Consider the following 11,521-nt stretch of genomic DNA (forward strand, 5'->3'; position numbering starts at 1 on the left):
CGCCTCGCCGCAGCCGCCCGCCTATGTCGACGAGGCGGTGCAGGCCCACAGGACGACGCTGGTGCGCGAGAGCATGCCATCGCAGGCGGAAACGCCCAATTACAACGCCGGCGAAATCCGTGCCGCCACTGCCATCGTCATGCCGTCGCTGCCGACGGATTGGAGGGTGCGCGACGTGCAGATCTATCCGTCGCGCTTTGGGCCGAGCGTCGAGATGGCGGTCGAGACGAAAGACATGGGGCTGGTGTCGCTGTTTGCGATCCGGCCCGGAACCTTCGACGTCGTCAAGCCGACGATAGCGCCCTCGGGCGACATTTCGTCGGCCTATTTCCAGATCGGCGATGTCGCCTATGCGGTGGTCGGACGAAGCGAGGTCCACGACCTCGACCGCGCCGCCGAGACGCTTGCCAAGACGCTTTACTGATCGATCCACAAAGGAGAACGCAAATGAACACCCCCAATCTGGGATATCGCGTCGGCGCCGGCGCCCAAACCGGAGCCATCTTCGACGAGGGCCTGCGCCAGCATATGCTGCGCGTCTACAACTACATGGGCGTCGGCCTGGTGGTCACCGGCCTCGTCGCCTTCATGATCTCATCGACGCCGGCGCTCTACGTGCCGATCTTCTCCAGCCCGCTGAAATGGGTGGTGATGCTGGCACCGCTCGCCTTCGTCTTGCTGTTCTCGTTCAAAATGCAGACCATGTCGGCGGCGAGTGCCCAGGCGATGTTCTGGGCCTTCTGCGCGGTCATGGGCCTGTCGCTCGCCTCTGTGTTCCTGGTCTTCACCGGAACCAGCATCGCGCGCACCTTCTTCATCGCCGCCACCATGTTCGGCGCCACCAGTCTCTACGGCTACACGACAAAGCGCGACCTGACCCAGTTCTCGTCGTTCCTGATCATGGGCCTGATCGGCGTGGTGATCGCCAGCATCGTCAACATCTTCCTCGGCTCGACCGCGCTGCAGTTCGCCATCTCGGTGATCGGCATCGCCGTGTTCATCGGCCTGACCGCCTGGGATACGCAGACGATCAAAGAACAGTATGCCGAGAATTTCGACGCGGAATCGCGCCAGAAACTTGCCGTCTTCGGCGCCTTCTCGCTCTATCTGAACTTCATCAACATCTTCCAGCTGCTGCTGAATTTTACCGGCGAACGCGAATAACGACATCCGCTGTGGGCAAGAGCGAGGGTTATTGCTCTTGATGCGGAGCGGTGGCCGGAGGGAGATCCTCCGGCCACAATTCGTTCCTGCAGAACCAGGCTACACCTTGAGTCCCCAAGAGCTTTTGCTAGTCTGCCCACCGCGCCGGCCTTCAACAACGACCCGCGAGGAAATGTGGCACAGGACAGCCAAACGCTTCATGGCGACGGCATCTCGGCGACCATCGTCGCGCAGGGTGCCGAACTGATTGCGCTGCAAGACGCGCACGGATTTGAATTCCTGTGGCAGGCGGGGCCAGAATGGCGGCGGCACTCGCCGGTGCTGTTCCCGATCGTGGGGCGGCTGGCGGGCGATCATCTGCGCCATCGCAGCCGGACCTATCCAATGACGCAGCACGGGTTTGCGCGCGACAAGCCGTTTGCCTGGGCGCAGAAGGGACCGCGATCCTGCACGCTGGTGCTCACCGACGACGCCGACACCCGGGCGCGCTATCCGTTCGCCTTTCGGCTTGAAGTGACCTACACGCTGGTCCGCCAGCAGCTTGATGTGACTTTCGACATCACCAACACCGGCGATGAACCGCTGCCGGCGTCGATCGGGGCGCACCCGGCATTCAATTGGCCCTTGCAGCCGGATTTGGCCAAGACGGACTACTGGCTGACCTTTGCCGATGATGAGCCGGCGCCGATCCGCCGCCTTAAGGACGGACTGCTGCTGAAAACGCCACAGCCGACGCCTGTCGAAGGCAACATACTCCCGCTCTCTGAGCGGTTGTTCGACGAGGACGCGGTGATCATGGACCAGCCCGCCAGCTCCAGCGTGCGTTATGCCGCCGAGCGTGGCCCGGCTCTGGAGATGTCCTGGCAAGGGGTTCGGGAGTTGGGCGTCTGGTCAAAGCCGAGCGGCGCGCCATTCCTTTGCATCGAACCTTGGCACGGCCTTGCAAGCCCGGTGGATTTCGATGGTGATTTTGTCGACAAACCGGGCCTGATGCTGATCGCGCCGGGGGCAAAGCGCGCGATGAGCTATCAGATACGGCTGCTATGACGTTCCTGATCGGCAGATCCAGCCATGCCGGGAGTGCCCAGTGAAGCTGTATTTCAGCCGCAATCCGAATCCTCGATTGGCGGTCGCGGCGGCACTCCATCTCGACGCGAAAGTCGAATTTGAATTCGCCTCGCCCTTCGCTCCGGGGCAGGCGGAGAAATATCGGACGTTAAATCCCAATCTCTCACTGCCCATCCTTGTGGATGATGAGGGAAAGAGCCTCTGGGAGGCAGACGCCATAGCCTGCAGGCTCTCGCGCGACGCGCATTCGGATTTCTGGCGCACCGGCGATGACGAGCCCGAGATGATCCGCTGGCTGAGCTGGGGCAAGGAGCACTTCGCACTCGCTTGCGACACGGTGCATTTCGAACGTGGGACCAAACAGCGGTACGGCATCGGCCCGATCGATCAGAAGCGGGTGGAGGAGGGCCTAAACCAATTCCATACGGCCGCGGCAATACTCGACGCCGTGCTTGCCGAACGGCAGTGGCTGGTCGGGAATTCGGTTTCCTATGCCGATTTTCGAATGGCGACCTTTCTGCCGTTCAACGATGCCGCCAGATTGCCGCTCGACGATTATTCCTCTGTCAGCCGCTGGTACCGTCGACTTGAAGACATCGACGCCTGGCGTGACCCTTTCAAGGGGATGGATGCACCCGAATTGCCGCCGGTGCCGCAAACGGCTGTCGCGGATCAGCGGTGAGAACGCGCGCGAAGAACCGCGCAGCAGGCCGAGCCTACCAAGGCAATGATGTGCGGGGGATCGGATGAATATCTATGTCCTGAGCGTGGTCGAAGGACAGGAATGGGTCCTTCCTCGACAGGCGGACGACTACCAGCTGTTTTCGACGCTCTGCGGCCGGAAGCAGAGACAATGGCATCCGCCCGGGATGGAGATCCTGTGCGAACACGACGACGGTACGCTCCGGCAGTATTCAGATTTTCCATGGCTTGGCGAGCATGTGCTCATCCTGCGGGCGAGGGCGTTGAAGTTGCTTCGGCCAACCCTCGAACCGTACGGTGAATTCCTGCCGCTTCGTGCCGACGAGGCCATATCGCTCTTCAATGTCACCACCGTGATCGATGCGCTGGACGAGGAACGTTCAAAGATCGTTCGCTTTGACGACGGCGGCATAATGGTGATCGAAAGCCTCGTCCTTCGAGCGGACGCAATCGGCGGTACCGAGATATTCAAGCTGCCCGAGCGTGCCGATGGGGTGCGAATATCCGATATCTATCTGCAGGAGACGATCGTACGCCGGATCGGGGAGCTTGGGCTCAAGGGCATTGCTTTCAACTTGGTCTGGAGCGACGAGCCGGCCGGACAAGGCAGGATCGAGTACCCAGGTGTGGAAAAGGGCATTTCAACCGCAAGCTCGCTCACGCGCTTTTGGGCCGGTCTGCGGCGAAAAGCAGGGTTTTGATATCAAACCTGCCGGACGACGGTGCCGACCACATTGACGAGAAGGCGCGCGGCGGTCAGCGCTGACACGCCGTCAATGTCAGCCGGAGGATAGAACTCGACAAGGTCGAACCCTGCGATCCGAGCCCATCTGCCGAGGCCGGCGATCAGGTCGATCACCTGCAAGTAAGTGAGGCCGCCGGGTGTACGCGCCGCCACGCCCGGCATGATGCTTGGATCGAGGCTGTCGCAGTCGAGGGTGACGACAACCCGGGCGCCTTCCGGAATATGCCGGAGCGCGGCTTCGACGCCCTGAGCGTGAACCTCGCGGGCGGTCACGAAGTGGCTGCCATAGCGCCGTGCCGCTTCGATCTCGGTGATGCGTGCGCTGCCGACGCTGCGCAGGCCGACTTGCACCATGCCTGCGACATGCGGCATCTCGCTCGCCCTGCGCATCGGGCTCGAATAGCCGTGGCGTTCGCCATACACCTCGTCGCGCCAGTCGATATGGGCGTCGATCTGCAGGACCCAGACCGGCCCGTGCTCCGCAAAGCCGGCGAGGAAGGGAATGGTCATGGAACAGTCGCCGCCGATCAGAATCGGCACGGCCGGCAATGCCAGGATTTCGCGCGTTTTTGCCTCGATCCTGACCCTGTTGCCGGCATTGTCATGCATGGTGGTCAAAATATCGCCGACATCGATGCAAGAGGCCGGCTTGCCGTCGAACAGCGGGCCGCCGAGATCGAAATCCCAATGCTCGACGAACGCGGCATCGTCCTGGCTCGCAACGCGGATCGCATCCGCCGCCAAGGCATGGCCGCGGCTGTCCTTGCCGGGATAAGTGCTGCCGTGACCGGCTCCGAAAATCACCGCGCGGGGCATGTGACCATCTGCGAGACGGTCTGGAAAGCCGAGAAAGGGAGGCGAGGGGGTCATGCCTTGATGGATCCTGATGATGCTTAGCGAACGCCGATCGGGTGCGGTTAAGTCAAGCGCCCCGGCTTCAGCTTTGTGCCGATCGGGTAAGTCCAATAAACTCTAAAACAATCGAGATCGATCACCCACCTGGTGTTTCAAATTTGGGCCAATGGACATTGGCGATGGCATGGGCCGATCTCGAGGCGACATTACGCTGCCGGCGAGGACGTTGGGGCGGCTTGCGTCGGCAGGCGCGATCCCGAAATTTCCAGTACGTGACGAGAATGAACCTTGGCTGGTCGCCTGGTAGCGGAACCAGGCGAGGTTCACGTTGTTACCACAGCGGGCGACTGCCGGTTGCCGGATTCGGAGTCATCGTTTCATGACCAATGGTCCATTGCCTGAAAACGTTCTGGTCTCGCTTCCCAAGATCGATGCAAAAGCGGCGCCGACGCTCAAAAATGCCGAGGCGGAGGTATTTTACACGGAAGCAATCCGTGAGCTTACCGCCACCGACATACCCTTTCTGGTCGCCGGGACCTACGCGGTAAGCGCTTATACGGGTGTCACCCGCCAGACCAAGGACCTCGATATCTTCTGCAAGGCAGGCGACTACGCGCGGATCCTCGCCCATTTCAAGCAGCTTGGATATGCCGTCGAAATCGAGGATGACCGGTGGCTCGGCAAGGTGTTCAAGGGCACGCATTTCTTCGACGTCATATTCGGCTCGGCCAACGGCACGGTGCCTGTTGGCGACCTGTGGCTGGAACACGCCCGCCAAACAGAGCTGTTGGGCAGCAGGGTGCGGATCATCGGCCCGACCGAACTCATCTGGTCCAAATGCTTTATCCAGGACAGAGGGCGACACGATGGCGCCGACATCGCTCATACGATTCTCAAGGCGGGCGATCAGATCGATTGGCACCGGCTGCTTTCTTATCTGGAGGTTCACTGGGAGGTTCTGTTGATGCAGCTTATCAATTTCAGGTGGATCTATCCGAGCGAGCGCGATCATATCCCGGCGTGGCTGCTCGATGAATTGCTCGACCGCCTCGCCAAGCAACGGCAGTTGCCGTCTCCAAGGATGAAGATCTGCCGTGGGCGGCTGCTTTCGCAAACCGATTACGAAATCGACGTCAAGGAATGGGGCTTCGCCGGCGTCGGTGGTGTGGGAGAATTCCGCGATGGCTGATCCCGTCAAGAGCAGCGCGCCCAAGGAGGGCGCACGCGCGCTCAAAGTTGCCGCGGTCGGGGATCTCCATGTGCGGGAAGATGCGCAAACCTCGTATCGCGACCTCTTCGGCGAGATATCGAGCGAAGCCGAGATTCTCGTTCTCACGGGCGATCTCACCAATCTCGGCAAGCCTCGTGAAGCGGAGATGCTGGCCGAGGATCTGCGCAACTGCTCGATCCCGGTCGTGGCGGTGCTCGGCAATCATGACTACGAGTCTGGTGCGGTGGAAGACGTCACGAAGATCCTGCGCCAGGCGCATGTTCATCTCCTCGACGGGCAGGCAGTTGAAATCGAGGAGGTGGGTTTTGTCGGCGTGAAGGGATTCATAGGCGGCTTCGGGTCACGCATGCTCGGCTCATTCGGTGAACCGGCGATCAAGACGATGGTCGCGGAAAGCGTGAACGAGGCAATGCGACTTGAAAATGCGATGCGCCAGGTGAGGGCGAAGCGCACGCTGGTGATCCTCCACTACGCGCCGATTGCCGACACAGTCGCGGGAGAACCGCCGGAGATATTTCCATTTCTGGGCTCTTCACGCCTGGCGGAGACGATCGATCGATTCCAGGTTAGTGCTGTCGTGCACGGTCATGCACATCGCGGTTCTTACGAAGGTCAAACACCTGGCGGAGCCAAGGTCTACAACGTCGCCATGCATGTGGCCAAGCCAAGCGGCCGCCCCTACGCCTTGCTCGAAATCTGACGCCAGCGGCATGCGCCGTGGTGTCCATTGGCCTTGACTCAATTGGTGGCGTTGATCGATTTCGCCAACTCTTCCAGCTTCCGGGGGTCGTTGCCGTGACGGCGCACCAGTTCGCGAGCCTGCCTGGACGGCAAATCGGTCGTGGCCGCCAGTTGTCGCACCTGCTGATCGTCGATGGCGACCTGCGGCAATGTATGGTCGATATTTCCTTCCTTGTCCTTCATCACGCTTCTCCTTGATCCCTGTCGACGACAACGGCTCGAAAATCCGACCGGTTCCGAACGATCTGCAACTTTTGCGCCGGCACCTGGGCGGACCAACATACTCGTGTCCCGAGGGCGTAACGATCTCGCTGGATTCTGCCAGGAACCATGCCACGGCGCACGAGTTGTTCCGACTGAACGGAGATAGTTAGATGCCACAGCCAAGACAGCCAGACCCAAATCGCGATGTGCCCGTGCCGCCTCCAACATGGAAGCCCGAGCCGATCGAGGAACCCGAACCGGAAAGGCTCCCGGACGAGACTCCGCTGCCCAATCCCGACGAGAATGAAGAGCCTCCCATCCACGCGTAGGACGAAGGGGAGTTTCTTTATCGCGGGGCAAAGCACACCTTCATCGCGGGGCAAAGCACACCTTCATCGCGGGGCAAAGCACACCTTCGGACGGCTAACGATCAATCTCGCCAAACACGATGTCGAGCGATCCGATGATGGCGGCAACGTCGGCGATCATGTGCCGTCGAGACAGGAAATCCATCGCCTGCAGATGGGCGAAGGATGGCGCGCGTATCTTGCACCGGTAAGGGACATTGCCCCCGTCGGAAACCAGATAAACACCGAATTCTCCCTTTGGCGCTTCAACAGCGGCGTAGACTTCTCCGGCCGGCACGCGATGCCCCTCGGTATAAAGTTTGAAATGCTGGATGGTCGCCTCCATCGAGCGTTTCATCGTGGCGCGCCGCGGCGGCGTGATCTTCTGGTTTGGAAGCGCGACCGGCCCCTGGCCTTCGGGTGACCGCAGTTTTTCCAGGCATTGCTTCATGATCCGCACCGATTGGCGCATCTCCTCCATGCGGACCAGGTAGCGGTCATAGCAGTCTCCGTTCTTTCCGACGGGAATGTCGAAATCCATGTCCGGGTAACATTCGTATGGCTGTGCCTTGCGCAAATCCCATGCGGCGCCCGATCCGCGCACCATCACGCCGGAAAATCCCCAGGCCCAGGTATCCTCCAGCCCGATCACGCCCACATCGACATTGCGCTGCTTGAAGATACGGCTGCCGGTGAGCAATTCGTCGAGGTTGTCACAGACTTTGAGGAACGGATCGCAGAAAGCCCAGATGTCGTCGAGAAGCTTCGGAGGCATATCCTGGTGCACGCCGCCGATCCTGAAATAATTCGCATGCATGCGGGCGCCGGAGGCGCGCTCGTAAAAAACCATCAGCTTCTCCCGCTCCGCAAATCCCCAAAGCGGCGGCGTCAGCGCGCCGATATCCATGGCCTGCGTCGTGACGTTGAGGAGATGCGACAGAAGCCGGCCGATTTCGCAAAAGAGAACACGGACGAGTTGTCCGCGCTTTGGAACAGTGATTTCGAGCAGTCTTTCGGCAGCGAGGCAGAACGCATGCTCCTGGTTCATCGGCGCGACATAGTCGAGCCGGTCGAAATAGGGCAGCGCTTGCAAATAGTTCTTGTGCTCTATGAGTTTTTCGGTGCCGCGATGCAGTAAGCCAATATGCGGATCGGCACGCTCGACGATCTCGCCGTCCAGTTCGAGCACCAGCCGAAGAACACCGTGGGCCGAGGGATGCTGGGGCCCGAAATTGATGGTGAAGTTGCGAACGGCGGCTTCGACCATTGCTGCTCTCCGCGACTGTCGGGGCAAGGCGTGATGCGAATGGTTCGGCGCCTCAAGTCGTCGTCTGGATGATCAGCGTCAAGGTGCCATCGCCATCTATGTTTGCAGCGACAACCTGCGAGGAATTGAGCCCATTCGCCCTCAAGGCCGATGTCGCTTGAGGCGAAGCATCGACTGAGTTTTGCAGGCGTAGCAAATCTTCGGCGCTGGTCTGATTGATCACGGCATCCGCCTGCGCCTTGATTTCGTCAGGCAGATCCTCGACGGCGACAATGGCAACGCCGGTGAAATTCAGATCAGCAGAGCCTGGATCTGGCAGCGCCTGCTCCGGTTGCACTTCGCCCTGCGGTGGCGTCACCTGGGGAAGCTGCGGTCCAACAGTTTGGGCGTAGACGGGCTGAATGATGACCGCCCCGGAAAGTGCGACAGCTATCGTCAACATGCGCATGGTCGCTCCTTGCATCCTTCGAGGGAGATTTTGAAGAAACCCCCATGCCGAGCGATGGTTCCCGCGGGGCTGGTCACACTGGGCAATTTCGCGTCGACCCCCCCTTGGGGAAACGCCCAACGAACCATGGCCCAGACGACGTCATATGGCTGTCTCCCAACCGGCTGAGCGGTTGCGTACGGAATCGTACCATCGATTGATCTGCACCTTGGAGAGGATCAAAATAAAGCAGAGGTGACCATGGGAGGGAGCCGCATGAGCATCGCCAGATGGGCAATAAGACCTGTCGGTACCGCCAAGGCGTTTCTGGCAGAGGAGCTTCGAAGTGCGCGATACGGCGACATCGTTTCGGTCAAAGCGGCGATAGAGGCCGCTCGCAGCGACGCGCCTTATTTGCAGGATACAGACGATGAGTTGATGGAGACGATCGTCGAGCTGGCACGGGAACTGGGGCTGGCCGTCCTTTTTGACTCTCGCGATTGACCGATGAGCCATGGCTGGAGGACTCACCGGTGGTTGAAGCGATTTGGTACGAAATCGACAATTGGCTCATGGCCGAAAATGCGCAATCATTGGGAAATGGGACGACGGCTGGACGACAAACTCGATTGCAAGGCTTGTGGGACTATCCAAATGGACATTCCCGACAACGCCAAGGAATCGACGCCAATTCATTGCAGCAATTGCGGCGCCTTTCTCGGCGAGTGGGGCGAATTGCAGGACGATTTCTACCGCCAGGCTCGCGGTACCGAGGCATTCGACTTGCGCAACGGAACCATTATCAAGAAGTAGCCCGCAACGACGCGGCCTCCGGATGACATCGGCAAATTCGCAAGGGGTTGGCAGATCTAGCCGACCTCGATGACCACCATCAGCCCGCCGCCGCCCTTTTCCTCGACATTGTTGTTCGTCGTGTGATGCGGGATGTGGCAGTGAATGAGCCACTTGCCGGGACGCAGCGCCTTCCACACGACGTCATAGCGCTGTCCCGGTCCGACATTGATGGTATCAGCTAGGAAGCGTGCCGAGGGAGAAAGCGTCTCACCGTCACGGGCGACGACCTCGAAGGGTCCGCCATGGATATGCATTGGAGGGACGAAGCCGTTGTTGGTGCCGATGAAACGCACCTTCAGCGTCTCGCCCACCTTCATAGGAATGGTGTCGGTTGCGGGATAGGCTTTGCCGTTGATGGTGAAGAAGTTCGGCATGCCGCCTTCCATTGGCATCGACGGATAAGTCAGCCCATCGCGCACCAGCCATTCCTGAAGTTCGATGACATAGTCGTGGTCAGCCGGAACCTCGTCGGCAGGATTGGCGGGATCGATAATCAGCGCCCCATAAAGCCCCAGCGCCTGGGTGCGGTCCGGCTTGGCATGCGGATGATAGAAGTAGGTCCCGTGCTGGGTCGCGGTGAACGCATAGGAATAGGATTGTCCAGGCTCGATCGGCGGCTGGGTGATCTCGGCAGGTCCATCCATCTCGTTCGGCAGGATCATGCCGTGCCAATGCACCGTGGTTTCCTCGGGCAGGTCGTTGGTGACGTCGATGCGAACCTTATCGCCCTGGCGAATGTGGATGCGCGGACCGGGAATCTGGCCATTGTAGGCATAGGCGTCGACCGCGACGTTGGGCAGGATCTGCCAGCGGACCACCGATGGTCTGAGCTCGAACACCTTGACGCCGTTCTCTAGACGGAATGGCAGTTCCTGGTCGCCCTTGGCGGGAAGACCATAGGACGAGGTAACGCGACGCGGATCGGTTGCAGCCATGTCACGCATGGATTCCGCCGGCGTGTCGCGACCCATGATCATGCCTTGCGGCATGATCGCGCCGCCGACGTCACGCGCCGAAAGCGTCAGGTTCAGCCAGTTCGCCGGCGCGGCCATGCCGATCGCCAACGCCAACACCGACACAATACCGAGGGCCGCAATTTGCGGCGTCGTAGCGTCCGTCTCCATCTGATGGCCGCTGCGTTTGGACTTGTGGGAGGTGTTGCGGCTTCGTCGATCGTCGCCGGCGTTGGGGTGATGCGTAGCGTGCTGTTGGTGGGCGGTCGGCTCTCCACTGCTCGTTTCGTTCGCCTGCGGGCGCTGCGTCATCAATCCGTGCTTCAGCCCGCGCGCGACCAGCCAGACATTGGCCGGATAGGCGAGCGTGAAGCCGGCGATGACGCCGATCGACATCACGCCCCAGAACAAAAGCTCGGTCGGCTCCATGGCGCGCATGTCGCGTCCCATCATCAGAAAGCTCATGACGGGCGCCATGCCGGCCATCATGAAATTCATCGAGATGAACTCGGGCAAGAAGCTTTTGCGCACGTTCTCCCAGTAGGTGCCGCCCATCATCGATTTCATGAACAGCGATTGGAAGATGAACAGGCCGAAGGCAAAGCCCGCCAGATATTCGACGATGAGGTCGAGCCACATCGGCAGGCCAAGCGTTGCCGTGATGACTGCGGCGAGAATGATGCCGGTCGCATCGCCGGCAACGCAGTGGATGGTCGAGCCGACCCCCTGTTTCCACAGCGGCCTGGTGAAGTCTTCATGCTCGCCTGGACGTGGCTCCTTGTCTGCAAGCACATAAAGCAGCAGCCCCAATGGACCCATATAGAGGGTCACCAGGATGAAGCCCCATTTCATCACCACCGGTTCGGGATTGTTGCGGTATTGATCGAAGCCGACATAAAGCGTCGAGGCGGCGGCAAGAGCGAACCAGACGGCAAGGAAATAGTCGATTGGCTGGATGAACA

13 protein-coding genes and 1 pseudogene are annotated in these 11,521 nt (G+C 60.3%); 9 read left to right on the forward strand and 5 right to left on the reverse strand.

Annotation, left to right across the window (positions count from 1 at the left end):
* The 5 genes and pseudogenes from EOD15_RS18475 to EOD15_RS18495 form a co-directional block, all read left to right on the forward strand.
* Nucleotides 1–424 (forward strand): annotated as a pseudogene (locus EOD15_RS18475) (anti-sigma factor); the annotation flags it as partial.
* Nucleotides 425–447: 23 nt separating this feature from the next.
* Entirely contained in the window at nucleotides 448–1,164 is a 717-nt protein-coding gene (locus tag EOD15_RS18480; protein ID WP_127271130.1) for a Bax inhibitor-1/YccA family protein, read from the forward strand.
* A 174-nt stretch (nucleotides 1,165–1,338) separates the two neighbouring features.
* A complete protein-coding gene (locus tag EOD15_RS18485; protein WP_127408717.1) occupies nucleotides 1,339–2,211 on the forward strand; it encodes an aldose 1-epimerase family protein in 873 nt (290 codons plus the stop codon).
* Nucleotides 2,212–2,251: 40 nt separating this feature from the next.
* The gene (locus EOD15_RS18490; RefSeq protein ID WP_127322897.1) at nucleotides 2,252–2,914 is read left to right on the forward strand and encodes a glutathione S-transferase family protein; all 663 of its coding nucleotides are present in this window, start codon (nucleotides 2,252–2,254) and stop codon (nucleotides 2,912–2,914) included.
* 64 nt (nucleotides 2,915–2,978) lie between these two features.
* The gene (locus EOD15_RS18495) at nucleotides 2,979–3,635 is read left to right on the forward strand and encodes a DUF1629 domain-containing protein (protein ID WP_127322898.1); all 657 of its coding nucleotides are present in this window, start codon (nucleotides 2,979–2,981) and stop codon (nucleotides 3,633–3,635) included.
* Nucleotides 3,636–3,637: 2 nt separating this feature from the next.
* On the opposite strand, the gene EOD15_RS18500 is transcribed toward EOD15_RS18495, so the two are convergent.
* Nucleotides 3,638–4,549 (reverse strand): agmatinase, encoded by a 912-nt coding sequence (locus EOD15_RS18500; protein WP_127322899.1) that lies wholly within the window; start codon nucleotides 4,547–4,549, stop codon nucleotides 3,638–3,640.
* A gap of 364 nt (nucleotides 4,550–4,913) precedes the next feature.
* On the opposite strand from EOD15_RS18500, the gene EOD15_RS18505 reads away from it, so the two are divergent.
* On the forward strand, nucleotides 4,914–5,723 hold the full coding sequence (locus EOD15_RS18505) for a nucleotidyltransferase family protein (RefSeq protein WP_023812007.1): 810 nt from the start codon (nucleotides 4,914–4,916) through the stop codon (nucleotides 5,721–5,723).
* Complete coding sequence (locus tag EOD15_RS18510; RefSeq protein WP_127323043.1) at nucleotides 5,716–6,465, forward strand: metallophosphoesterase; 750 nt, start codon at nucleotides 5,716–5,718, stop codon at nucleotides 6,463–6,465. The genes EOD15_RS18505 and EOD15_RS18510 overlap by 8 nt, the downstream gene beginning before the upstream one ends.
* Before the next feature lie 38 nt (nucleotides 6,466–6,503).
* Here the strand turns inward: EOD15_RS18510 and EOD15_RS18515 are convergent, their stop codons facing one another.
* From EOD15_RS18515 to EOD15_RS18530, 3 genes are all read right to left on the reverse strand, one after another.
* Entirely contained in the window at nucleotides 6,504–6,689 is a 186-nt protein-coding gene (locus EOD15_RS18515; protein WP_127271064.1) for a hypothetical protein, read from the reverse strand.
* Between the two features lie 444 nt (nucleotides 6,690–7,133).
* Nucleotides 7,134–8,324, reverse strand: coding sequence for an NADH-quinone oxidoreductase subunit D (locus EOD15_RS18525; RefSeq protein WP_127322667.1), 1,191 nt, complete (start codon nucleotides 8,322–8,324; stop codon nucleotides 7,134–7,136).
* A gap of 52 nt (nucleotides 8,325–8,376) precedes the next feature.
* On the reverse strand, nucleotides 8,377–8,772 hold the full coding sequence (locus EOD15_RS18530) for a hypothetical protein (RefSeq protein WP_127322666.1): 396 nt from the start codon (nucleotides 8,770–8,772) through the stop codon (nucleotides 8,377–8,379).
* Between the two features lie 255 nt (nucleotides 8,773–9,027).
* On the opposite strand from EOD15_RS18530, the gene EOD15_RS18535 reads away from it, so the two are divergent.
* Nucleotides 9,028–9,255: a hypothetical protein gene (locus EOD15_RS18535; RefSeq protein ID WP_127322665.1), complete on the forward strand. Its 228-nt coding sequence runs from the start codon at nucleotides 9,028–9,030 to the stop codon at nucleotides 9,253–9,255.
* Nucleotides 9,256–9,405: 150 nt separating this feature from the next.
* Nucleotides 9,406–9,564, forward strand: a complete 159-nt coding sequence (locus EOD15_RS18540; protein WP_081738677.1) for a hypothetical protein — start codon at nucleotides 9,406–9,408, stop codon at nucleotides 9,562–9,564.
* A gap of 56 nt (nucleotides 9,565–9,620) precedes the next feature.
* Here EOD15_RS18540 and EOD15_RS18545 read toward each other — a convergent pair whose 3' ends face one another.
* Entirely contained in the window at nucleotides 9,621–11,516 is a 1,896-nt protein-coding gene (locus EOD15_RS18545; RefSeq protein WP_127408718.1) for a DUF4396 domain-containing protein, read from the reverse strand.
* Nucleotides 11,517–11,521 lie beyond the last annotated feature (5 nt).

Source organism: Mesorhizobium sp. M7A.T.Ca.US.000.02.2.1 (assembly GCF_003996995.1).
In the GTDB taxonomy this organism is placed as follows: Bacteria; Pseudomonadota; Alphaproteobacteria; order Rhizobiales; family Rhizobiaceae; genus Mesorhizobium.

What these genes read in the sequence shown, in the direction of transcription:
- EOD15_RS18500 (WP_127322899.1), bottom strand. Translation starts at nt 4,549, where the DNA reads ATGACCCCCTCGCCTCCCTTTCTCGGCTTTCCAGACCGTCTCGCAGAT.
- EOD15_RS18535 (WP_127322665.1), top strand. Translation starts at nt 9,028, where the DNA reads ATGAGCATCGCCAGATGGGCAATAAGACCTGTCGGTACCGCCAAGGCG.
- EOD15_RS18505 (WP_023812007.1), top strand. Translation starts at nt 4,914, where the DNA reads ATGACCAATGGTCCATTGCCTGAAAACGTTCTGGTCTCGCTTCCCAAG.
- EOD15_RS18525 (WP_127322667.1), bottom strand. Translation starts at nt 8,324, where the DNA reads ATGGTCGAAGCCGCCGTTCGCAACTTCACCATCAATTTCGGGCCCCAG.
- EOD15_RS18480 (WP_127271130.1), top strand. Translation starts at nt 448, where the DNA reads ATGAACACCCCCAATCTGGGATATCGCGTCGGCGCCGGCGCCCAAACC.
- EOD15_RS18510 (WP_127323043.1), top strand. Translation starts at nt 5,716, where the DNA reads ATGGCTGATCCCGTCAAGAGCAGCGCGCCCAAGGAGGGCGCACGCGCG.
- EOD15_RS18530 (WP_127322666.1), bottom strand. Translation starts at nt 8,772, where the DNA reads ATGCGCATGTTGACGATAGCTGTCGCACTTTCCGGGGCGGTCATCATT.
- EOD15_RS18495 (WP_127322898.1), top strand. Translation starts at nt 2,979, where the DNA reads ATGAATATCTATGTCCTGAGCGTGGTCGAAGGACAGGAATGGGTCCTT.
- EOD15_RS18515 (WP_127271064.1), bottom strand. Translation starts at nt 6,689, where the DNA reads ATGAAGGACAAGGAAGGAAATATCGACCATACATTGCCGCAGGTCGCC.
- EOD15_RS18540 (WP_081738677.1), top strand. Translation starts at nt 9,406, where the DNA reads ATGGACATTCCCGACAACGCCAAGGAATCGACGCCAATTCATTGCAGC.